We start from the raw sequence: 21,880 nt of genomic DNA, 5'->3' as shown, positions 1-21,880 counted from the left end.
GCGGGCATGGCTGAACCGATCCGGTCGATCCTCGTCGTCGGCGGCGGTACCGCCGGCTGGATGGCGGCCGCCGCGCTGAAGACCGCCACCGGACCGCACTGCCAGGTGCGGCTGGTGGAGTCCGAGGACATCGGCATCGTCGGCGTCGGCGAGGCGACCGTCCCGACCATCCGCGACTTCAACCGCATGATCGGCCTCGACGAGGTCGCCTTCATGCGGGAGACGCAGGCCAGCCTCAAGCTGGGAATTCAGTTCGTCGGCTGGGGTGCTGAATCCTCAAGCTATTTCCATCCGTTCGGAGCCTATGGCGCGGGGCGGGAGCTGGGCGATTTCCACCAGGTCTGGCTGTCGCTGCGGGCCCGCGGCCTGGCGTCAGGCCTCGACGCCTATTCGCTGTGCACCCGGGCCGCCTTCGCCGGGCGGGTCGGGGCGCTGAACCCGGACCCGCGCTCGCCCGAGGCCCTGATCCCGGCGGCCTTCCACTTCGACGCCGGACTGTACGCGCAGCACCTGCGCCGCTTCTGCGAGGCGCGCGGGGTCGAGCGTGTCGAGGGCCGGATCGTCGATGTCGCCCAGCGCCCTGACGGCTTCATAGACCACGTGAGGCTGGAGGGTGAACGCACGCTTTCGGCGGACCTTTTCATCGACTGCACCGGCTTCCGGGGCTTGCTGATCGAGGGGGCGCTCAAGGCGGGCTACGAGGACTGGTCGCACTGGCTGCCGATGGACCGGGCGGTGGCCGCGCCCTGCGCCAAGGCCGGGCCGATCACCCCCTATACCCGGGCGACGGCGGACGCGGGCGGCTGGCGTTGGCGCATCCCGCTGCAGCACCGCACGGGCAACGGCTATGTCTACAGCTCGCGCTTCCTCGATCAGGAGGCGGCGACCGCGCGCCTGTTGGAGACGCTGGACGGCGAGCTGCTGGCCGAGCCGCGCCACCTGTGCTTCGTCACGGGCCGCCGCAAGGCCTACTGGGATCGCAATGTCGTGGCGCTGGGCCTGTCGTCGGGCTTCATCGAGCCGCTGGAGTCGACCAGCATCCACCTGGTCCACGTCGGCCTGAACCGGCTGCTGCAACACTTCCCGGACAGCGGTTTCAGCCCCGGCAACATCGCCGCCTACAATCGCCGTGTCGGCCGGGATGTGGAGCAGGTGCGCGACTTCGTCATCCTGCACTACCACCTGACCCAGCGGCGCGACGTCGAGCTGTGGCGGTATGTGGCGGACATGCCGATCCCGGACGCCCTGGCCGAGCGGGTCGAGCTGTTCCGGGAGCGGGGCATCCTGTCGCCGCAGAGCGCCGACGACTATTTCTCGCCGACCTCCTGGCTGGCGGTGATGATCGGGCAAGGCGTTCAGCCGCGGACCCATAACCCCCTCTACGACCTGAACAATCCGACGACCCAGGCGGCGCGCCTGAAGCAGGTTGAAACGGCCTTCGCCGAGGCGACCACCCGTCTGCCGCTGCACGAGGACTATCTGCGCGCGGCGGGCATGGCCGCCCCGGCCTGACGGCTCGACGCTCCGGCAGGGGCGGTCTAGACAGCCGCCCATGACCGAGACCGCCGCTCCCGAGCCCCATGTCCTCGCCCGCATCGAGGGCGCCCTTGGCCGCCTGACGCTGAACCGCCCCGCCGCCCTGCATGCCCTCACCCGGCCGATGTGCGAGGCGATGACTGCGGCCCTGCTGGCCTGGCGGGACGATCCGGCGGTTTCTGCGGTCCTGATCGACCACGCCGGCGAGCGCGGCTTCTGCGCCGGCGGCGACATCCGCATGATCGCCGAGAGCGGAGCGGGGGATGCGGTCGAGGCGCGCGCCTTCTTCCACACCGAGTACCGGCTGAACCACCTGCTGTTCGTCTATCCCAAGCCCGTCACGGCGCTGGTCGACGGCATCGTCATGGGCGGCGGCGTCGGGATCTCGGAGCCGGCGACCGTACGCGTGGCCACGGAGCGCACCACCTACGCCATGCCCGAGACCGGCATCGGCCTGTTCCCGGACGTGGGCGGCGGCTGGTTCCTGCCGCGCCTGCCGGGCGAGACCGGGACCTGGATCGCTCTGACCGGCGTGCGGCTCAAGGCGGCAGATACGGTGGCGCTGGGCATCCACACCCACTTCATCCCGGCGGAGCGGATCGCCGACCTCAAGGCGGCGCTGGCGGTGGCGCCGGCCGATCCGGCGGCGGTCGTGGCCAATTTCGCGGCCCCTGCCGGCGAGGCGCCGCACGCGGCGCACCGTGAGGCCATCGACCGGCTGTTCGCCCATGACCGGGTCGAGGACATCCTCGCGGCGCTGGCGGCCGAGGGGACCGACTGGGCGTCGGCCCAGCGCGACCTGCTACTGACCAAGTCGCCGCAGTCGCTGAAGGTCACCCTGCGCCAGCTGCGCGAGGGGCGGCGCCTGACGTCTTTCGCCGACAACATGGCGCTGGAGTATCGCCTCGGCGGCCGGGTGGTGCAGACCCACGACTTCCAGGAGGGGGTGCGCGCTGTCATCGTCGACAAGGACAACGCCCCGAAGTGGTCGCCCGCCTCGGTCGAAGCCGTCGATGACGCCGCCATCGCAGCCCTGTTCGCCCCCCTGCCGTCCGGTGACGAATGGACGCCGCTGCCCGGTCTGGCCGAGGGTTGATCCGGCGCGGAGAGGCGCGCAGGGTCCGCCCGCACACAGGAGACCCTTCATGCGCGCCGTGACCGCTCTCGCCGCCCTGATGCTCGCCGTCGCCCCGTCGGCGATGGCCCAGTCCGCCGACCCGATCCAGGCGGCGCTGACCGATCCCCGGCGGCCGGCCGAGGACGTGGCGCGCGATCAGGTGCGCGCCAGCGCCGAGATGCTGAGCTTTTCGGAGATCCGGCCGGGCGCCCGGGTCGCCGACGTCCGCCCGGAGGAAGGCTTCTTCGCCCGTCTGTTCGCCGTGGCCGTGGGGCCCGAGGGCAAGGTCTACGCCTTTGTCCCGACCCGGACGGCGGGGCGCGAGAACGCCTATGCCGACGCGCTGGCGGCGACCTACGGCAATGTCGAGCGCATCACCGGCGCGCTGGACGCCATGACCTTTCCGGAGCCGCTGGACGTGGTGTTCTCGGCGCAGGAGTACCACGACTTCCACATTCCGGGCTTCCAGACCGACGTGGCCGAGATGAACCGGCGCATCTTCGCGGCGCTCAAGCCGGGCGGTCTCTACGTCATCATCGACCACGAGGCCGCCGAGGGGGCCGGCCGCGACGTGGTGCAGACCCTGCATCGCATCGAGGGCGCTTACCTGCGGCGTGAAGTCGAGGCGGCCGGCTTCGTCTTCGACGGGGCCAGCGAGGCGGTGCGCAACCCGGACGACGACCTGAGTCTGAACGTGTTTGATCCGGCCATCCGCGGCCGCACCGACCAGTTCGTCTACCGCTTCCGCAAGCCGGGCTAAGCCGCCTCAGCTGGCGGCGATCATCGCGGCCCGTTCGGCAGGCTCGAGGATGCGCCAGCGCCCTTCCGGCAGATCCCCCAGGTGGAGCGGCCCGATCCGCTCCCGCTGCAGGTCGACCACGCGCAGGTCGACCATCTCGGCCATGCGGCGGATCTGACGGTTGCGGCCCTCGGTCAGGACGAAGGTCAGGTCCTGGTCACCGACCTGTTCGACCTCGGCGCGCTTCAGCGGGCGTCCGTCCAGCGACAGGCCGAAGCGCAGCCGGGCGATCTTCGACGGACTGATGCGTCCGGCCACCCGCACCCGGTACGCCTTGTCGAGGCGCGACTCCGGGCCGATCACGGCCTTGGCCAGCACCCCGTCCGAGGACAGCAGCAGCAGGCCGCGCGAATCCTCGTCCAGTCGACCCAGCGGGGGCAGGGCGTCACGGCCCGGCGGTTGCAGGTCGCCGACGGCGTTGGCGGCGGTGAGCAGCCGCGCCGCCGGAATCTTGCCGGGTTCGGGCTGGCCCGAGACATAGCCGACCGGCTTGTTCAGCACGATGGTGACCGCCGCCAGCGCGGCCTGGGCCGGTTCGGCCAGTTCCAGCATCTGGCCCTGCAGGATCTTGCGGCCGGCGTCGGTCACGGTCTCGCCGTCGATACGCACCAGGCCGTCGGCGATCAGCGCCTCGGCCTCACGCCGCGAGCAGACGCCGCTCTGGGCCAGCCACTTGTTGATCCGCTGCGGCTCGGCCCCGTCATAGGTTCGGCGAAAGGTCATGGCGCTCTCTAGCGGCGTCCGGCGAAGGACGCCAATGGCCAAGGTTGAAACGCCGGCTACAAAGTCCTAGGTTGATATCACAGCCACATGTCTGAGACCTGTTCGCCCCCGACGCCGCCACGCGCCGGGTGCGGCCCGTTCATTGACAGCAGAGATGTCGGCCAGCGGCGTAAATCCTGCGTCTGAAAACTGACCCTTGATTGGAGAAACATTGCAACAGCAACGCGCCCACAAAAGCCAGAACGGAAACCGCCGCGGTCATTTCCAGCGCCGATCAATCCGCGCCCGCGTGGGACTGGCCATGCGCCGGTCCATGAACTTCGGGCCGCTGGGCGATGTGGAGCGGGTCATGCAGGGCGAGGGGCTGTCGCTGGCGCCGATCGCCACCAGCGACGCCAGTCTCGCCATGGGCGGCGTCAGCGTCATTCCGACGGCGACGCTCGGGGACGTCACCGAGGGCAGGCTGGCGGCGCTTATCGTGCCCGGCGGCGCGCCGGATGCAGAATCCGAGCGGCGCATTGCCGAGCTGATGGCGGCGGCGCGCGCCCGCAGCCTGCCGGTGCTCGCCTTCGGTGAGGGTGTGGTTCAGGCCGCCCGCGCCTTCGACGTGGATCCGGGCTCCCTCGCCGACCACCCCGGGGTCGTCTTCACCGGGGCGGAAACCCTGCCGATCCGCGATGAGGACCAGCTCGGTCTGGCGGCTGCAGCGATCAGCTAGGGGCGTCGGAACAGCAGGCTGAGGTTGTTGGCCGGCATTGCCTTGCGCAGGGTCAGGGCGAGGCCGCGCGCGGAGGCCTCGGCCGCCACGGCCTCCACCTCCCGCAGGCCCCAGTCCGGGTCACGAGCCTTCAGCGACTCGTCGAAGGCGGCGTTGCTCTCCGCCAGCGGCTGGCCGGCCTCGCGGAAGGGGCCGTAGAGGAACAGCAGCCCGCCGCGCGGCAGACAGGCTGACGCCCGGTCCATCAGGGCGCCGGTGACCGCCCAGGGGCTGATGTGCAGCAGGTTGATGGCGACGATCGCGTCGACCGGGTCTTTCGGCCAGGTTTCAGCCGTCATGACGTCGAGCCGCACCGGCGCAGCGAGATTGGTCGGTCCTCCGGCGCGCCAGGCGGCGATCGAGGCCAGGGCCTCGTCGCTGACGTCCGTGGGACGCCACGTCAGGCCGGGCAGGGCGCTTGCGAAGACAGCTGCATGCTGGCCCGTGCCCGCCGCGATCTCCAGGACGTCGCCCCGCGCCGGCAGGGCCCCTTTCAGGACGTCGAGAATGGCCGTGGCGTTACGCGTCGCCGCCGGGGAGCTGCGGGCGCCGTCGGGCGCCTCGGTGGCCGGATCCATGGTGTGCATGGGGCGGACATAGCGACTGACCGGCGGGATCGCGACGGGCCGGGGCGCAAAATCTCTCCGAATGCGGTCTGACAGGCCGGATCGTGCAGCGTTTGACGCTGCCCGGGACATCATGCTCTTGCTTGTTACAGAGCGTGATCGCTCGGGGAGTGGGTCACGGCGGCGTTCAAGACCGCCGGGCCAGAGGTTCAGGAGAGCAAGACGTGTCCACCGACCACATCGCGCCCGGACTCCGTCCGGCGCCCACCCGCCACGCCGGCCTGATCGCCTGGGTCGAGCGCATCGCCGCCCTGACAAGGCCCGACCGCGTGCACTGGTGCGACGGCTCCGAGGGCGAGAAGCAGACCATCCTCGGCGATCTGGTGGCGCGTGGAACCCTTCGGCCGCTCGACCCGGTCAAGCGCCCCGGCAGCTACCATGCGGTGTCCGACCCCCGCGACGTCGCCCGCGTCGAGAGCCGCACCTTCATCTGCCCGGCCGACCCCGCCGATGCGGGCCCGACCAACAACTGGGCCGACCCGGTCGAGATGCGCGCCCGGCTGGATGGTCTGTTCGACGGCTGCATGCGCGGCCGGACCATGTATGTCGTGCCTTTCTGCATGGGCCCGCTCGGGTCGGAGATCAGCGCTCTGGGCGTCGAGATCACCGACAGCGGCTATGTCGCCGCCTCCATGGGCATCATGACCCGGATGGGGCAGGCCGCCCTCGACCAGCTGGGCGACGACGGCGTATTCGTCCCGGCCGTCCACTCCCTCGGCGCGCCGCTTGCGCCCGGCGAGGCGGATGTCCCCTGGCCCTGCAACGACGAGAAGTGGATCGTTCACTTCCCCGAGACGCGTGAAATCTGGTCCTACGGCTCGGGCTATGGCGGCAACGCCCTTCTGGGCAAGAAGTGTTATGCCCTGCGCATCGCCTCGGTCATGGCCCGCGACGAAGGCTGGCTGGCCGAGCACATGCTGATCCTCAAGCTCACCAGCCCGGAAGGCGTGTCGAAGTACGTCGCCGCCGCCTTCCCGTCGGCCTGCGGCAAGACCAACCTGGCCATGATCGAGCCAGCCCTGCCGGGCTGGAAGGCCGAGTGCGTCGGCGACGATATCGCCTGGATGCGCTTCGGCGAGGACGGGCGGCTCTACGCCGTAAACCCGGAGGCGGGCTTCTTCGGCGTGGCCCCGGGGACCGGACTGCGTACCAACCGCAACGCCATCGCCACCCTGTCGCGCGACGTCATCTACACCAACACGGCTCTGACCGCGGACGGCGACGTCTGGTGGGAGGGTCTGACCGACACGCCGCCCGAGGGCCTGACCACCTGGAAGGGCCAGCCGCACGACCCGGCCTCGGGCGAACCGGCGGCCCACCCCAATGCCCGCTTCGCGGTCGCCGCCGGCCAGTGTCCGGCCATCGCCCCGGAGTGGGAGGATCCGCGCGGCGTGCCGATCGACGCCATCCTGTTCGGCGGCCGCCGGGCCAGCGCGGTGCCGCTGGTGACCGAGGCCTTCGGCTGGAGCCACGGGGTGTTCATGGGCTCGACCGTGGCTTCCGAAGGCACGGCCGCGGCCGAGAACCGGGTCGGCGAGCTGCGCCGCGATCCTTTCGCCATGCTGCCCTTCTGCGGCTACAACATGGGCGACTATTTCGCCCACTGGCTGTCCATGGCCGGACGCAGTGATCCGGCGCGCCTGCCGCGCATCTTTTTCGTCAACTGGTTCCGCAAGGGGGCCGACGGTCGCTTCCTGTGGCCCGGCTTCGGCGAGAACGCCCGGGTGCTGAAGTGGATCGTCGAGCGGCTGGATGGGCGTGCGGCGGCGATCGACACGCCCGTCGGTCGGGTGCCGGCCCCCGGGGCGCTGGATCTGGAGGGCCTGGATCTGTCGCCGGCGGCGCTCGACACCCTGCTGGAGGTCGATCCCGAGGTCTGGCTGGAGGAGGCGGCGCTCATTCCGCCCTTCTTCGAACAGTTCGGCGAGCGGCTGCCGGCCGCGCTGTGGGCGCAGCATGCGGACCTCGTGGTGCGGCTGGAGTCGGCGCGGGCCGCCCGTCTGGCGGCCGAATAGGGCCTTGAAATCGCGCGCCCCGCGGCCGAAGAGCGGGGCGTGTCGACCCGATCCAGCGTCATCGTCGTGGGGGGCGGCGTCCTCGGCCTCGCCGCGGCCGCAGACCTCGCCGTGGCGGGTCATGCGGTCACGGTGATTGATGACGGCGGGGTCAACGCCTCGCGCGTGGCCGCGGGCATGATCGCGCCGGCGATGGAGAGCCTGCTGGACCCGGTGGCCCGGCCTCATGCGGCCCTGCTGCGCCGCGCGCGCGACCTGTGGCCGGCCTTTGCGGCGCGCCACGGTCTGGCGCTTCAGCGCACGACGACGGTGTGGGTCAGCCCGGACGCCGCTGCCCGGGCCGCGCAGCTGCAGGGCCTGGGCTTTGCCGCCGAGGCGTCCGGGGAACAGCTGAGCACTGACGAGGACTGGCGTATCGAGGCCGGCCCGGCGCTGGACCGGCTGGCTGACGGCGCCACCCGGATCGAGGATCGGGCGACCTCCGTGAGCCGGGCGGACGGGGGCTGGACTGTGACCCTGGCGCGCGGGAGCGCGCTCTCGGGCGAGGGGCTGATCCTCGCCACCGGGGTCGCGCCGGCCCTGCCGGGGCTGCCGGCCGAGGTCGCCGCGCGTCTGGCCGTCATCACGCCGATCCGCGGCCAGATCGCCCGACTGGGGCAAACCGGCGACGGCCCGGTGCGGCGCGCGCCGGGGGTCTATGTCGCCCCAGGCGCCGGAGGGGACCGCCTGGGCGCCACCATGGAAGCCGGACGGCGCGACCTGACCCCTGAGCCGGAGGCGCTTGCGCCCCTGATCGCCACGGCGCGCGCGGCGTTCGGTGATCTGGCGCAGGTGGCCCGCATCGATGTGGGCCTCCGCGGCGCCAGCCCGGATGGCCTGCCGCTGGTCGGCGGAGCGGGCGCACCGGGGCTGTTTCTGGCGCTCGCGCCCCGCCGCAATGGCTGGCTGCTCGCGCCTCTGGCCGCGGAGATCCTGACCGCGGCCGTGCAGGGGCGGCCCCTGCCGGACGACGCCGCCGCGTTCGATCCGGCGCGGTTCTGACTGGACGGCGTTCGCCGGGATCGTCAGAGAAGGCGCTCCTCCCCGGAAGCGTGACCATGAATCCCAGCTACATCCTGACCCTGTCCTGCGCGGACCGGCCCGGCCTCGTCGCCCGCGTCGCCGGCGATCTGCTCAAGCTCGAGGCCAACATCCTCGACGCCCAGCAGTTCAACGACCTCGAGTTCGGCCGCTTCTTCATGCGCATCGCCTTCGAGACGGGCGCGGCGCCGGCGACGCTCGAGGCCGCCGTGAAGGCCCTGTGCGCCGAGCTGGGCATGGACGGCCGGCTGCGCGCCGTGGCTGACCGGATGCGGGTGCTGATCCTGACTTCGCGTTTCGACCACTGCCTCGGCGATCTGCTGTACCGCAGCCGCGTCGGCGAGCTGAACATGGACATCGTCGGCATCGTCTCGAACCATCCGGCCGAGCGGCTGGCGGTGCAGGACTTCGGCAAGATCCCCTTCCATCACCTGCCCGTAACGCCGGAAACGAAGGCGGCGCAGGAGGCGCAGATCAAGGCGCTGGTGGCGGAGACAGGGGCCGAGCTGGTGGTGCTGGCGCGCTACATGCAGATCCTGTCGGACGATCTGGCGGCGCACCTCGAGGGCCGCTGCATCAACATCCATCACAGCTTCCTGCCCAGCTTCAAGGGCGCGCGCCCCTACCACCAGGCCCACGCCCGAGGCGTGAAGATCATCGGCGCCACGGCCCACTATGTCACCGCCGATCTCGACGAGGGGCCGATCATCGCCCAGGACGTCGAGCACATCACCCACGCGGACACGCCGGACACCCTCGTCCGCAAGGGGCGCGACATCGAGCAGCGCGTTCTGGCCCGGGCCGTGCGCTACCACCTCGACCAGCGGGTGCTGCTGAACGGCGCGACGACCGTGGTGTTCCGGGACTGAGGCGGGCTCAGGCCGCGAAGGCGGCGAGCACGGCCTCCAGCTCGGCGAAGTCTTGCGCTACCGAGCGAGCCCCGGCGGCGAGAATTTCGTCCGGCGTGTGGAAGCCCCAGGCGACGCCGAGGGGCGCAGCTCCGGCCGCCAGCGCCATGCGGATGTCGTGGCCGGTGTCGCCGATCATGCCGGTCTGTTCGGGACGGGCGTCGCAGGCGTGCATCGCCGCCAGCAGCATGGCCGGGTCGGGCTTGCCCGGGCCGTCCTCGGCGCAGTGGGCGGAGATAAACATCTCGGCCCAGCCGGTGCGGGCGAGGTTGCGGGCGAGGCCGCGGCGGCTCTGGCCGGTGGCCAGGGCCAGCCGCCAGCCATCGCGGTGCAGCCGCTGCAGCAGCTCCGTCGCCCCCGGATACAGCGGCTCCTCGTAGCCGGCCTCGTGCATCAGGCGGAAGCTGGTCTGGAAGGCGGTGACGAACTCCGCCAGCTCGGCGTCGGTCAGGTCCGGCTCCAGCGTCCGCAGCGCTTCGTGCAGCGACAGGCCGACGATCTGGCGCACCCGGTCGTAGGGCGGGTCCGGCAGGCCGACGGCCCGCGCCGCCTCGGTCGCCGCCTGGAAGATCGAGGCGCGGCTGTCCACCAGGGTGCCGTCGATGTCGAACACCGCCAGCGGTCTCATGCGGGCACGACGTCGAAGGCGATGGTCAGGCGCACGCCTTCGGAGAAGGGCTGCACGCCGTGCCACATGTAGGAGGGGAACAGGGCCAGCAGCCCGCGTTGTGGCTGCACCCAGCGCTCGGGCGGCAGGTCTTGGCCCGTGACCACGGGGGAGCGGCCGAAACGCAGCCAGCCCTGGCGATCGTCGCCGGCGACCGCCTCGGGCAGGTCGATGTAGCAGGCCGAAGAGATCCAGCCGCGCGGGTGGACGTGGTCGACATGGCTGCCGCCGGCCGTCAGCCGCACGCTCCACAGGCCGGCCAGGCGATAGTCGCCCGTGTGCCGGCGACGGAAGGGGTCGTCGCCTGGCCCCGTCATAGCGACATGCCGCCGGATCGGGCCGTCGATGGCGGCGAAGAAGGCCCTGACGGCGGGATCGGGATGGCTCTCCAGCCGGACGCTGGCCTGGGATCCGCCCCTCACCGACTGGTTCAGCGGGTGGGCGTCGAAGGCGTGGATGCGGCCGAGCGCGGCGGCGAGGTCATCCAGATAGGCGTCCAGCGTGGCCCAGCCAGGCGGCGTGTCGAGCGTCCGGGTCGAGACCAGGCCTTCATGGTCGTGCAGGGCGGCGTAGCGCGGGTCGCCGCGCAGCCGCCAGATGGTAGTGAGCAGGGCCAGGGCGTACTGGTCGGCCGGGTCCTGATCGAGCGCTTCGGCCACCGGCGCTTCGGCCCCGGCCGCGTCTCCCGTCGCCAGCCGCGCCTCGGCGAGGGCGAGCAGCACGGGGCGCTGCGGACCGAAGGCGCGCAGCGCCTCTTCGGCCAGCCGGAGGGCGGCGGTCGGGTCGACCCGCGTGCCGAGGCCGACGCTGCGCACCGTCAGGGCGGCGTCCAGCGGGCCGCGCCGACAGGCGGCGAAGGCGCTGTCCGGGTCACCGGCCGCCTCGTAGAGCGCCGCCTCCACGAGGCGCCGGGTCGCAGCCGCCTCGGGCAGATGGTGCGTGACCGCCAGCGCCGGGGCCAGCTGGCCGGTCCGCATCCAGACCAGCTGGGCCCGCTCCTGCAGGGCCGGCAGATAGTCCGGGCGTCGCCGGATCGCCTCGCCATAGGCGGCGTCCGCCTCGTCGAAGCGGTTCTGGCCCTGCAGCGCCCGGGCCAGCACCAGCCAGGTCTCGGGGGCGTCGCCGCCGGCCGCCAGCGCCGTGCGCGCCTCGGTCTCGGCCTCCGCGTCGCGTCCGAGGTCGCCGAGCAGGGCGGCGAGATTGTGCCGACGCACGGGGCTCTCGGGCGAGGCCGCGATCGCCCGGCGCAGCACCGGCTCGGCCTCGAGGTCGCGTCCCGCAGCACGCAAGACCTCGGCGTGCAGCATCAGCCAGGCGGCTCTGTCCGGTCCGGCGACGCCAGCCGTGCTGGCGGCGAGGGCCGCCGCGGTGTCGCCGCGCGCCAGCAGGGCCCGGACCGCCTGGGGCGTCATCGCCGTCGCAGCTCGGCGAAGGGATCGCCCTCGGCCTCGTCGAGGGCGAAGCCGAAGCGGTCGAAGCCGGCCTTCATCTCCGGCGAGATCGGGGCCTCCACGATCAGCCGGCCACCGCCGGGGTGGTCCAGCTCGATGCGGCGGGCGTGCAGCTGCAGCTTCAGCGGGCCCGACAGCTCGGCGGTCTCGGGCGTGCCGTACTTGGGGTCGCCAAGGATCGGGTGGCCGATGCCGGCCATGTGGGCGCGCAGCTGATGGGTGCGGCCGGTGAAGGGGCGCAGGGCCATCCACGCCGCCCGGTGCGCCGCGCGCGAGACGGTGGCGTAGGCGGTCTCGGCGCTCTCCGCCCGCGGATCGCCCGCGTCGGCGAAGCGCATCATCTCGTAGTCATTGACCCCGGTCTTCTTCAGCGGCTGGTCGATAATGCCCTGCGGCGGCTTCGGATTGCCGGCGACGATGGCCCAGTAGGTCTTCTTCGCCTGCCGCCGGGCGAAGGCGCCCGCCAGTCGCTTGGCCGCCTCCGGTCCCTTGCCGAGCAGCAGGACGCCGGAGGTGTCGCGGTCGAGACGGTGGACCAGGCGGGGACGCTCCAGCCCTTCGCCCCAGGCCGAGAGCAGGCGATCCACGTGCTTCGTGGTCTTGGTGCCGCCCTGCACCGCCAGGCCGGCGGGCTTGTTCAGGGCGATGACCAGCTCGTCCTCATGCAGCACCAGGGAGCGGGCGTAGGCGGCGTCCCGGTCGCTGAGCTCCGGCGTGCGGCGCTCGCCCTCGGCCGGAGCGTCGGGGAGGGGCGGGACCCGCACGGCCGCGCCGGCGGTGAGCCGCGCCTCGGGCTTGACCCGGGCCCCGTCGACGCGGATCTGGCCGGAGCGGGCCAGCTTCTGCACCTGGATGTGGCTCAGCTGCGGCCAGCGCCGCTTGAACCAGCGATCCAGCCGGATGCCATCTTCGGCCTCGGCGACGTACAGGGTTTTCACTTCCCGGCTCATGCGAGGCCTCCGAAGGCGCGTCGCGCCAGCCAGAGCCCGGCGAAGACGGCGGCGATCGCCAGCAGGGCGGAGGCCGCGACATAGGCGAGGGCGAGGCCGGTCTGCCGTCGCTCGATCAGAAGGGCCGCCTCAAGCGAAAAGGCCGAGAAGGTGGTGAAGCCGCCGAGCAGGCCGACGGCGGCGAACAGGCGGATCGCGTCCTGCCCGAGCCCGCCGCGCAGCGCCAGCCAGCCGGCCAGCAGCCCCATGGCCAGGCCGCCCGCGATGTTGACGCTGAAAGTGGCCCACGGCCAGGCCGCGCCGGGCCACCAGCGCGCGGCCGCGGCGCCGACGCCATAGCGCATGAGGGCGCCGAGGGCGCCGCCGCTGGCGACGAGGAGAAGTCGTGTCATGATGGGCCCATACACCCTGTCTGCGTCGGGGCGAAGCCGGCGCGAGGAGCTCGTCATGCCGGATATGGCGCTGGCCATCGCCCACCACCTGCTGGTGTTCAGCCTCGCGGCGACCCTGTTCGGCGAGCGACTGCTTCTCAGGGCGGATCGGCCGGACGTGGCCCGGCTGGCGCGGCTGGACGCCATGTACGGGGCGCTCTCGGTGCTGGTCCTGCTGGTGGGCGCGGCGCGCGTCGTGTGGGGCGGCAAGGGGTGGGCCTTCTATGAGGCCAATCCGTTCTTCTGGGCCAAGATCGCGACCTTCCTGCTGATCGGCCTCGCGTCGCTCCCGCCGACCCTGACCTTTCTGAGGTGGCGCCGGGCCGCACGGGCGGACGCCGCCTGGACCCCGCCTGCGGGCCAGATGGCCGCCGTCCGCCGCTGGACGCTGATCGAACTCGCGCTGCTGGCGCCGCTGATCAGCTTCGCCGCGGCCATGGCCCGCTGGCCGTTCTGACCGAAACTTCACTTGCCCACGGGGCCGGTTAATGGCGATAGCTTCGCGCAGCGGGCGAACGCGGTGCGGTGAAGCGGGCGTTCCGCCTAGAGTTGCGCATCGCCAATCGGGGGCCGGGACATGTCCGAGGAACAGCAGTCGGGGGCCGGAAACGAAACGGCCGGCATTCCGCCTTCTGCAGGCGCACCGCCGCCGGGTGCAGCGGACGTCGCCGATCGCGCGGCGCCGCCGGTCCGCCCTGTGGATCCGGTGCGGCGCGGGCCTGACGGCATCCTGCACCCGATCCAGGAGAGCGAGTACTTCGATACCGATCCGGCGGCGGAAGCCATGGTGTCGGCCCATATCGACGAGTACTTCAACCAGCCGCTGGACATTTTCCCCTTCTGGGAGACGGGCAGGAAGCCGGACCGCTTCCACGTGCTGTTCGCGCGTCAGATCGAGGAGCGTTTCCCGATCGACGGCGACCTGCGGTCCAACATCCACAGCTATGGCCGTCGGGTGTTCCGGGCCCTGATGGTGCACATCTGGGTCAAGCGCATGAACCAGGGCCTGGCCATGATCGCCTTCGCCGCGCTGGCGGTGCTGGGGCCGGGCTGGTTCGCCGCCTGGACGGGGTCGCCGCCGCTTGGCCTGGCCCTCGCGATCGCCGGCATGGCCGCGGCCTTCGGCGCCTGGTGGGCGGTGCAGGCGATCCTGTTCATCCAGTACCGCTTCCGGCTGGAGAACGATTCCTACGAGCTGTCGCGCGAGATCGTGCAGCGTACGCGCGAGCTGCAGAACCTGTTCACCTCGGCGCGGGCCATGGCCGACCAGGCCGAGACCCAGTTCCAGATGGACGGCAAGGGCTGGGGCCGACGCGCCCTCTATCTGACGCGCCTGACCATGTGGATCGGCGCGCGCATGGAATACCTCGAGAAGTACGTCCAGATGGAGCTGTGGCGGGTCCGGCGTGAACGCTACTGGAGCATCTGGGCGGCGCGTTTCCTGACCCCGCTGGTGTTCCTCGTCTGGCTGGCGGCCTTTGCGTTCTGGCCCGCCCCCGAAGGCGCCCTGGCGTTCCGCGGGCTGCAGCTGCTGGCGCTCGGGCTCGCCGTCGCGGTCAGCTGGCTGTCGTATGTGCGCTGGCGCACGCCGACCGAGGCCATTCAGGAGAAGCTGGGGGTCGAGGGCTGGGTCCGCTACGCCTCGCTCGACGTGGACAACGCTGTGGCTGACCAGGTCCGCCGCGACAAGGAGCGGCTGGTCGAGTACCGGGCGCTGACCCGCGGGCGTTGACGCGGGACCTGATGGTCCCGCGTCGGCCGCCTCTCACTCCGGGGCGTTGAAGCGGATCGGGATCGAGACCTGGGCGCCCTCCACCGGCGCGCCGTCCACCGTGCGGGGGTTCATGACGAAGTAGCGGGCAAGACGCTCTGCGGCCCGCCCGAAGCCCTGTCCGGTGGGAGTTTCGGCCGTGACGCGACACCCGGTGACGGTCCCGCTGGCGGTGACGGCGCAGGTCAGCGTCGCCGCGCCGCTGACACCGCGGGCGAGCGCGTTCTCGGGGTAGGCGCGCGCCAGCTGGTCCGCCGTCGGTCTCCGTCGCCAGTCTGGATTGGCGATCACCGGGGCAGCGGCCGGGGGGCTTGTGGCCGGGCCCGTTCCGGACGCCGAGGGCGGGACCGTGACCGGGGCGAGCGTGACGACGGGACCGGCCGACGGCGCGACATCCACCGGCATGACTGCAAGGCTTTCGGTCGGGGTGGCCGGGACCGGTGTGGGATTGAGACGCACGCTGGCCGTCGGCGCCGCCGGTGTGGGGGTCGGCAGGGGCGGCGGGACCGGGCGGGACAGGGTGACAATCGTGGCGTCCGGCTCCGGCGGGGCCGGCAGGGGCGTCGGCAGGCTGAACCTCTGGGTATAGAGCACGACGCCCAGGGCGCCGTGGGCGAGAACGGATCCGGCGATGGCGAGCAGAACCCATCGGGGCAGGGGCTTGCGGCGCTCGGCATGGTCGATGGGGCTGATCAGGCCCGGTCCGCCGGCAGTGCGGATCATCATGGCGCGTCTCCTCCGGTTGTCCGCCGCTGACCGGCGGTGAGGTCAGTGCGCGCTTCAGTTGCGGCGGGATTGCGGCAGCTTCCCCTGCGGAAGATCGGCAAGGATTTGTTAACCATGATTACCGAGCCTGCTGTCATGACGATCAGCGCGGTCAATGGCTCGGGCGGCGTGGAGGCAGCGATCCGGCGTGCCGCCGGCGCGACCGGCGTCGATTCCGACTTCCTGATTCGCACCGCGCGCCGCGAAAGCAGCATGAACCCGGCGGCCCGCGCCCGCACCTCCAGCGCCGCGGGCCTGTTCCAGTTCATCGAGCAGACCTGGCTGGCGACGCTGAAGCAGCATGGGCCCAAGCACGGCTACGGCCAGTATGCCGACCTCATCCACCAGGGCGCCGACGGGCGCTGGCGCGTCAGCGGCGCGGCCCGCAACGTCATCCTTGATCTACGGCTCGATCCTCATGCCGCCTCGGTCATGGCGGCCGAGTTCACCGCCCAGAACGCCGCCTATCTGCGGGGCCGGACCGGCCAGGAACCGGGCGCCGGCGACCTCTACGCCGCCCACTTCCTGGGCGCCGCCGGCGCCGCCCGGATGATGGAGGCGATGGCCAGCCGCCCGGGCGTCAGCGCCGTCGCCCTGTTTCCCGAGGCCGCGGCCGCCAACCGTAGCATTTTTTACCGCGACGGTCGGCCGATCACCGTCAGCGAGCTCAGCGCCAACCTCGGACGTCTGGCGGGCTCCGGGGCCCCGGCCGCGGGCGCCGGCGATGGACCGTCACCGGCTGCGCCGGCGCTAAGCCCGCAGGACCAGGCCCTGGCGGCGCGGCTGGACCGGATCCGCCAGGACCAGGCGCTGCTGGGCCTGCTCATGGATCGGGACGGGGAGGGCGCCGGCGACGCCTGGCGGAAGGCCTTCGGGAACCCGGACCGGGCGTAGTGAACGCGCCGTTAAGGTTGACCATGCCAGCGTGACGGCCTCGCTGCAGGACCGGGCCGCATGATCGACTACCGCTCGAAGCTCACCGACACGGACATCCGCCGCCTGGTCAAGGCGACGGATGAGGATGATCGCGCTACGGCGGCGCACAAGCTGTGCCGGACGATGGAGACGGCGACGCTGAGCGCCGAGGAGCGCGAAGCGGCGCAGGACATCCTGCGGCTGATGGCCGGAGACGCCGCCGAGATGGTGCGTCGGGCCATGGCGGTGACCCTGAAGAACTCGACCCTGTTGCCGCGCGATGTGGCCCGGCGTCTGGCGGCTGATGTGGACAGCGTCGCCCTTCCGCTGCTCGAGGGGTCGCCGGTGTTCACCGACGAGGACCTGATCGAGATCGTGCGCGCCGGCTCCGTCGTGCGCCAGGTGGCGATCGCGGCGCGCCCTCGGGTCTCGCGCCAGGTGTCGGAAGTCATCGCCTTCGAGGCCGGCGAGCCGGCTGTCCGCACCCTCGCCGCCAATGACAATGCCGACATCGCGCCCATCTCCATGGGCGCGATGCTCGACCGCTTCGGCGGCTCGCCGGAGGTCGCCACGGCGCTGGCCTATCGCGCCGCCCTGCCACTGGACATCAGCGAGCGTCTGATCGGCCTGGTCAGCGCCCAGGTGCGCGAGCACCTGATCTCACGCCATGCGGTCGCGCCGGAAACGGTGATCCGCCTGGCCGGGGACGCGCGCGAGCGGGCGACGGTGGATCTGCTGGACCAGGCCCGGACGGCCGAGGATCTCGCCGAGTTCGCCACCCGACTGCAGGCCCGCGGGGCGCTCAACGCCTCCCTGCTGCTCCGCGCCCTCGCCACGGGCGTGATGCCCTTTGTCGAGCATGGCCTCGCCGTGCTGGCGGGGACGCCGCATCACCGGGCCTGGCTGATGGTGCATGACGCCGGCCCGCTGGGCCTTCGGGCGCTTTACGATCGCGCGGGTCTGCCGCCGCGTCTGTTCCCGGCCTTCCGGTCGGGAGTGGACACCTGGCGCGGTCTCCAGGCCGAGGGCGCGCCCTACGATCCGGCCACCTTCCAGCAGCGCATGCTGGAGCGGTTCCTGACCCAGCGTCCGCATGCCTCGCGGGAGGACCTGGCCTATCTCATGGAACGGCTGGATCGGGTCGAGCCGGCGGCGGCGCGCCGCAGCGCCGCCTGACGCGTCAGGCGCCGAGGTCGGCGACCCGGCGCTCGAGCTCTTCGGCCAGGGCGCGGCCGACCGGATGTTCGTCCGTCTTGATCTTGTCCCGGACCACGGCGCGGATGGCCTCGACGTGGGCGTCCACGAGCGGCATCGGCGCCGCCATGCGCTGATCCGGCTTGTCCAGCAGGCGGCAGAGCGAGCCGGCGAGACGGGTGACGAGGGGATACTGGTAGGTCGTCCCCAGCCCCTTGAGATCGTGGGCGCGGAAATACAGGCCTTCGGCGGTCGCCGCCGTGTACCCCTCGGCCTGGATGGCGGCGCGAGCCGCTTCCAGCTTGTCCATCTCGTCCTGCAGCCAGGTATCGAACTGGGCCGACATGGCCTGCAGCGCTTCCTCGGCCCTGGCGATAGCGTCCGCGCCAATACCGCCTCCGAGCTTGGCGCGCAGGGGGTTCGGCGGCTGGATCACCTGGACGGGGGAGGTCACGTACGCACTCCTTGCAATACTCCGAGGCTTGCAGGGTGCCTCGCGCCCCCTAAAGAAAGCGTTTCACCGCGACGTTACGCTGTGAACTGTTCCGCCAGTACACGTTCCTCGAACGAGCGCCCGGCGTCGAACAGCATGGTCAGGGCGATGTCCCGGCGCTCGTGCACCTCCACGGCAGTGACGCCACGGACCTCGACGCTGTCGGCCACGGCGCTGACCGGGCGCTTGTCCGCTTCAAGCACCTCGAAGCGCACGCGCGCCCGATGCGACAGCAGCGCACCGCGCCAGCGGCGGGGACGAAAGGCGCTGATCGGGGTGAGCGCCAGCACCTGACCATCAAGCGGGATGATCGGGCCATGGGCCGACAGATTGTAGGCTGTCGAGCCGGCCGGGGTGGCCAGCATGCAGCCATCGCAGCTCAGCTCGTCCAGACGAACCTGCCCGTCGACCAGAATGCGTAGCTTGGCGCTCTGCCGTGTCTGCCGGAGCAGCGACACCTCGTTGATGGCGAGGGCCGAGGTGAGATCCGCCTCGCCCGACCACGCGTCCATCTGCAGCGGGTGGATGCGGGCGCGGCCGGCCGCGGCGATCCGCTCGGGCAGGTCCTCCTCGGCGTAGTCATTCATCAGGAAGCCGACCGACCCGCGGTTCATGCCGTAGACGGCCGCCGGACGATCAAGGGTGCGGTGCAGGGTCTCCAGCATGAAGCCATCGCCCCCGAGCGCGACGATGACATCGGCCTCGGCGATCGGCACCGAGGGGTAGAGCGACGACAGGCGAGCGAGCGCCTCAAGGGCCTCGGGACGGTCGCTGGCGCTGAAGGCGAGGCGGAGGGGGGCGGTCACGGCGGCAATCGAGCCGAGCCGCGGCCGGCTGTCAAACCCGCAGGTCGGAAATGGGCGTCAGACCCGCAGGTTGTGCCCGAAGCCGGCCTTGAAGCGGCGACGCGCCTGCTCCGGGGACGGCAGCACGCTGGGGGTCGGCGGGAGCTCGCCGGCCGGGAAGCCGCCGGTCAGCGGCCGCAGGGCCTCAAGCAGGGCCGGGAGGACGGCGCGATCAATGCCCGCGGCCGTGCAGGCCAGGGCGAGCGGCTCCGGCGTCTCGGCGCGGACAGCGGAGCGAACCTGGGCCAGGGTGACGTCAGCGAGCGCCGCCATGGCGTGCTCGAACAGCGACAGGTTCTGGTCGCGCAGGGCGCGGATGGCGTAGCCGGGGCGCAACTGGCCGCTCTGCAGCAGCTTGTCGACGAGCCGGCGATCCATCTCCTCGCGCTGGGCGGCGCTGAGGGCCGGTTCCTCGGGGGCGGGCGCAAGCGCCTCGCGGGTGGCCGCATCGATGGCTGCGCCGATCCGGTCGGTATCGACGCTGAAACGTTCGCCGATGGCCTGACGCAGCGCCGCGCCGACCCAGCCGTAGAGCTCGCCGGCAAGGTCTGTGGACAGCCGCGGATGGCGCACGAGGGGCGCACGCAGGGCCGCGACGCGACGGGATTTTTCCACAAGGCGCGCGAGGCCGGCCTCGCTGATCTCGGCCGTCGGATTGGAGGCGAGCGCCGTCATCACGGCCGGCTCATCGTCCTCGATGATGACGTCGGCGATGCGCCCGCTGATGGACGGCCGCCGGGCGATCTCGATCTGGTGCTCGAGCGTCGCCGTGATCAGGATGTGGAGCAGTTGCTCCTCGCTCAGCAGCGGGCTCGACGCGATGATCGGACGCGCGATGTCGATCTCGTCCAGCGCCAGCATGTTGACCAGGGCCACCGGGGCCCAGTCTGCGGACGCGAGGTCCCTGGCCAGCGCGCGACGGATGTCCCGTTCGGCCTGCCGGACGAGGGTGACGAACACTTCGGACAGCAGGCTGGACTGGGCTGCGGCGGCGTCGGGGCTGGCGCGACACAGGCTCGTGAGGCCGAGCAGCAGGCGCTCCCGGTCCCCCGGTTCGCGGCTGCGCGCGAGATCCAGCAGGTCCAGGCCATTGCCTGGCTCAGCGCCGGTAGGGAGGTGAAACGCGGCGGCCAATGGGGGCTCCGGTGCAGCTTGCCTGTGGACATATGGACCCGCCAGGGTGAAGGCGGCGTTAACTTGGGCGACTTGACGGAAACGGCGCGCAGGAGGAGCTTTCGCCGGCAGAACAACAGTCCCGGAGGAAGTCATGGCAGACGGCGCCGCCGCATCCCTCAAGTCGCGCGTCTCGGAAGCCGAGTGGGCGACCCGGGTCGATCTCGCCGCCCTGTACCGTCTGGTCGCTCTGCACGGCTGGGACGACATGATCTTCACGCACATTTCCGCGCGCGTCCCCGGGCCGGAAAAGCACTTCCTGATCAATCCGTACGGCTTCTACTTCGAGGAGATGACGGCCTCCTGCCTCGTCAAGGTCGATCTGGAGGGTAACGTCGTTCAGGAGACGCCGCACTTCATCAATCCGGCCGGGTTCACCATTCACTCGGCGGTGCATGCGGCGCGGGACGACGCCCATTTCGTCATCCATCTGCACACGGACGCCGGCGTCGGCGTGGCGGCCCAGGCGCATGGCCTGCTGCCCTTGAGCCAGAACGCCTGCCTGATCCGCGATCAGGTCGCCTACCACGGCTATGAGGGGCTGGCCCTGAACCACGACGAGCGCGAAAGGCTGGTCGCCGACCTCGGGGACAAGCCGCTGATGCTCCTTCGCAACCACGGCACCCTGGCCGTCGGCCGCACAGCGGCGGAGGCGTGGATCGGCATCTGGTTTCTCGAGCGGGCGTGCCGGCAGCAGGTCGCGGCCCTGTCGGGCGGGCGGGAGCACGCGCTCGATGCGCCGGACGAGGCTCAGGCGGAGACGCGCGAACAGGGCAAGGCGATCAGCTTCGTCGCCGGGCTCGCCTGGCCCGGGGCCCTGCGCCAGCTGGACCGCCGCTCGCCCGGATACGACGCGTGAGAGCCGCGGCCGCCGCCCTCGTGCTGGCGGCGGCCGCGACGCCCTGCCACGGGGGCGCCTGGACCCAGCCGGCCGGCAAGGGGCAGGTCATCATCAAGTATGAGGACGTCGAGGCGAACCGCGGGTTCGACGCTGACGGGGCTCGTGTGCGCCTGCCGGCGCCGCGGGCCGAACGATTCGCGTCGGTCTTCGCCGAGTATGGCCTGGCGCCGCGCTGGACCCTGCGGCTCAAGACCGACTGGCAGTCCGGCCGGGACGCCTTTGTCGATTACGAGGGGCGCGGGCCGCTGGAGGTCGGGGTCGCCTGGCAGGCCTGGCGGACGGATCGAGCCGCGGTCGCCATCTATGCCGGTGTGGCCGATGGCGGGGAGGGGCGCAACGCCGGCTACGCCGCGCCCGGCGCGGGCGGCCGGGATGTGGAGGTGCGCCTCGCCGCCGGACGCAGCTTCGGCGCCGTCGCCGGGCCGCTCCACCCGCTCGCCGCCGAGGGCGGCTTCGTCGAGGTCCAGCTGGCGCGCCGCGGGCGCGAGGACCTGGCCGACGAGACCCGCATGGACCTTACCGTCGGCGTGCGCCCCCATCGCGACTGGCTGCTCATGTCGCAGGTCTATGCCGGCGCGGCGGACGGCGGGCCGCGCTGGGTCAACGCAGAGACCTCCGTGGTCCGGGAGTTCGGCGACTGGAGCGTTCAGCTGGGCTGGCGCGAGGCGGTCGCAGGGCGCGACACGCCCGCGCCACGAGGCCCCGTGGTGGGGCTCTGGCGTCGTTTTTGAGGGCCGCAGACGACTGCGGCGTTTGCGCGCGA

At 71.8% G+C, this 21,880-nt stretch carries 22 protein-coding genes and 1 pseudogene; 13 read left to right on the top strand and 10 right to left on the bottom strand.

The annotated features are described in order from the left end of the window. Positions 1–6: 6 nt before the first annotated feature. Genes VGN74_RS06460 through VGN74_RS06450 form a run of 3 tightly spaced genes read left to right on the top strand, consistent with a single transcriptional unit; the run spans position 7 to position 3,413 of the window. Entirely contained in the window at positions 7–1,512 is a 1,506-nt protein-coding gene (locus VGN74_RS06460) for a tryptophan halogenase family protein (RefSeq protein ID WP_327446536.1), read from the top strand. A 40-nt stretch (positions 1,513–1,552) separates the two neighbouring features. Next, the gene (locus tag VGN74_RS06455; RefSeq protein WP_327446535.1) at positions 1,553–2,632 is read left to right on the top strand and encodes an enoyl-CoA hydratase/isomerase family protein; all 1,080 of its coding nucleotides are present in this window, start codon (positions 1,553–1,555) and stop codon (positions 2,630–2,632) included. 49 nt (positions 2,633–2,681) lie between these two features. Then, positions 2,682–3,413 carry a hypothetical protein gene (locus VGN74_RS06450; RefSeq protein ID WP_327446534.1) on the top strand — a complete coding sequence of 244 codons (732 nt, stop codon included), beginning with the start codon at positions 2,682–2,684 and terminating at the stop codon, positions 3,411–3,413. Positions 3,414–3,419: 6 nt separating this feature from the next. Here VGN74_RS06450 and VGN74_RS06445 read toward each other — a convergent pair whose 3' ends face one another. After that, entirely contained in the window at positions 3,420–4,175 is a 756-nt protein-coding gene (locus VGN74_RS06445) for a pseudouridine synthase (protein WP_327446533.1), read from the bottom strand. A gap of 301 nt (positions 4,176–4,476) precedes the next feature. Here VGN74_RS06445 and VGN74_RS06440 point away from each other — a divergent pair, with 301 nt between their 5' ends. After that, complete coding sequence (locus VGN74_RS06440) at positions 4,477–4,893, top strand: hypothetical protein (protein WP_327446532.1); 417 nt, start codon at positions 4,477–4,479, stop codon at positions 4,891–4,893. Here the strand turns inward: VGN74_RS06440 and VGN74_RS06435 are convergent. Then, positions 4,890–5,519: a DUF938 domain-containing protein gene (locus tag VGN74_RS06435; protein WP_327446531.1), complete on the bottom strand. Its 630-nt coding sequence runs from the start codon at positions 5,517–5,519 to the stop codon at positions 4,890–4,892. The two genes, VGN74_RS06440 and VGN74_RS06435, sit on opposite strands and share 4 nt — an antisense overlap. Positions 5,520–5,722: 203 nt before the next feature. Between VGN74_RS06435 and VGN74_RS06430 the strand changes: the two genes are divergently transcribed. From VGN74_RS06430 to purU, 3 genes are read left to right on the top strand one after another with little or no spacing between them, the layout of a single operon-like run. Next, positions 5,723–7,573 (top strand): phosphoenolpyruvate carboxykinase (GTP), encoded by a 1,851-nt coding sequence (locus VGN74_RS06430; protein WP_327446530.1) that lies wholly within the window; start codon positions 5,723–5,725, stop codon positions 7,571–7,573. A 39-nt stretch (positions 7,574–7,612) separates the two neighbouring features. After that, positions 7,613–8,614, top strand: coding sequence for an NAD(P)/FAD-dependent oxidoreductase (locus VGN74_RS06425; RefSeq protein ID WP_327446529.1), 1,002 nt, complete (start codon positions 7,613–7,615; stop codon positions 8,612–8,614). A 56-nt stretch (positions 8,615–8,670) separates the two neighbouring features. After that, the gene (purU, locus tag VGN74_RS06420; RefSeq protein WP_327446528.1) at positions 8,671–9,522 is read left to right on the top strand and encodes a formyltetrahydrofolate deformylase; all 852 of its coding nucleotides are present in this window, start codon (positions 8,671–8,673) and stop codon (positions 9,520–9,522) included. Positions 9,523–9,529: 7 nt separating this feature from the next. Here the strand turns inward: purU and VGN74_RS06415 are convergent, their stop codons facing one another. The 4 genes from VGN74_RS06415 to crcB are packed head-to-tail and all read right to left on the bottom strand — an operon-like array spanning position 9,530 to position 13,021. Further along, positions 9,530–10,189 carry an HAD-IA family hydrolase gene (locus VGN74_RS06415; RefSeq protein WP_327446527.1) on the bottom strand — a complete coding sequence of 220 codons (660 nt, stop codon included), beginning with the start codon at positions 10,187–10,189 and terminating at the stop codon, positions 9,530–9,532. After that, positions 10,186–11,640 (bottom strand): putative 2OG-Fe(II) oxygenase, encoded by a 1,455-nt coding sequence (locus VGN74_RS06410; RefSeq protein ID WP_327446526.1) that lies wholly within the window; start codon positions 11,638–11,640, stop codon positions 10,186–10,188. The genes VGN74_RS06415 and VGN74_RS06410 overlap by 4 nt, the downstream gene beginning before the upstream one ends. Then, positions 11,637–12,629, bottom strand: a complete 993-nt coding sequence (locus VGN74_RS06405; protein ID WP_327446525.1) for an RluA family pseudouridine synthase — start codon at positions 12,627–12,629, stop codon at positions 11,637–11,639. The genes VGN74_RS06410 and VGN74_RS06405 overlap by 4 nt, the downstream gene beginning before the upstream one ends. Next, a complete protein-coding gene (gene crcB / locus VGN74_RS06400; RefSeq protein WP_327446524.1) occupies positions 12,626–13,021 on the bottom strand; it encodes a fluoride efflux transporter CrcB in 396 nt (131 codons plus the stop codon). Before crcB ends, VGN74_RS06405 begins: the two co-directional genes overlap by 4 nt. Positions 13,022–13,076: 55 nt before the next feature. On the opposite strand from crcB, the gene VGN74_RS06395 reads away from it, so the two are divergent. Both VGN74_RS06395 and VGN74_RS06390 read left to right on the top strand, forming a co-directional pair. Then, positions 13,077–13,517, top strand: a complete 441-nt coding sequence (locus VGN74_RS06395; protein ID WP_327446523.1) for a DUF2214 family protein — start codon at positions 13,077–13,079, stop codon at positions 13,515–13,517. Between the two features lie 120 nt (positions 13,518–13,637). Continuing rightward, positions 13,638–14,792, top strand: coding sequence for a hypothetical protein (locus VGN74_RS06390; RefSeq protein ID WP_327446522.1), 1,155 nt, complete (start codon positions 13,638–13,640; stop codon positions 14,790–14,792). A 33-nt stretch (positions 14,793–14,825) separates the two neighbouring features. Here the strand turns inward: VGN74_RS06390 and VGN74_RS06385 are convergent, their stop codons facing one another. Beyond that, the gene (locus VGN74_RS06385) at positions 14,826–15,557 is read right to left on the bottom strand and encodes a TonB family protein (protein WP_327446521.1); all 732 of its coding nucleotides are present in this window, start codon (positions 15,555–15,557) and stop codon (positions 14,826–14,828) included. A 114-nt stretch (positions 15,558–15,671) separates the two neighbouring features. Between VGN74_RS06385 and VGN74_RS14590 the strand changes: the two are divergent. Continuing rightward, positions 15,672–15,836: pseudogene (locus tag VGN74_RS14590) on the top strand (hypothetical protein); the annotation flags it as partial. A 714-nt stretch (positions 15,837–16,550) separates the two neighbouring features. Beyond that, positions 16,551–17,687, top strand: a complete 1,137-nt coding sequence (locus VGN74_RS06375; RefSeq protein ID WP_327446519.1) for a DUF2336 domain-containing protein — start codon at positions 16,551–16,553, stop codon at positions 17,685–17,687. A gap of 4 nt (positions 17,688–17,691) precedes the next feature. Here the strand turns inward: VGN74_RS06375 and VGN74_RS06370 are convergent, their stop codons facing one another. The 3 genes from VGN74_RS06370 to VGN74_RS06360 form a co-directional block, all read right to left on the bottom strand. Further along, positions 17,692–18,159 carry an Hpt domain-containing protein gene (locus VGN74_RS06370; RefSeq protein ID WP_327446518.1) on the bottom strand — a complete coding sequence of 156 codons (468 nt, stop codon included), beginning with the start codon at positions 18,157–18,159 and terminating at the stop codon, positions 17,692–17,694. A gap of 74 nt (positions 18,160–18,233) precedes the next feature. Continuing rightward, the gene (locus tag VGN74_RS06365) at positions 18,234–19,004 is read right to left on the bottom strand and encodes an NAD kinase (protein ID WP_414643528.1); all 771 of its coding nucleotides are present in this window, start codon (positions 19,002–19,004) and stop codon (positions 18,234–18,236) included. Between the two features lie 57 nt (positions 19,005–19,061). Continuing rightward, positions 19,062–20,177 (bottom strand): DUF2336 domain-containing protein, encoded by a 1,116-nt coding sequence (locus VGN74_RS06360; RefSeq protein WP_327446517.1) that lies wholly within the window; start codon positions 20,175–20,177, stop codon positions 19,062–19,064. Between the two features lie 133 nt (positions 20,178–20,310). Here VGN74_RS06360 and VGN74_RS06355 point away from each other — a divergent pair, with 133 nt between their 5' ends. Beyond that, positions 20,311–21,075 (top strand): class II aldolase/adducin family protein, encoded by a 765-nt coding sequence (locus VGN74_RS06355; RefSeq protein ID WP_327446516.1) that lies wholly within the window; start codon positions 20,311–20,313, stop codon positions 21,073–21,075. Continuing rightward, entirely contained in the window at positions 21,072–21,848 is a 777-nt protein-coding gene (locus VGN74_RS06350; RefSeq protein WP_327446515.1) for a hypothetical protein, read from the top strand. The genes VGN74_RS06355 and VGN74_RS06350 overlap by 4 nt, the downstream gene beginning before the upstream one ends. The last annotated feature ends 32 nt before the right edge of the window (positions 21,849–21,880 follow it).

Origin of the sequence: Brevundimonas sp., assembly GCF_035998205.1 — a bacterium.
Lineage (GTDB): Bacteria > Pseudomonadota > Alphaproteobacteria > Caulobacterales > Caulobacteraceae > Brevundimonas.
This window is presented reverse-complemented; position numbering and strand designations above follow the sequence as displayed.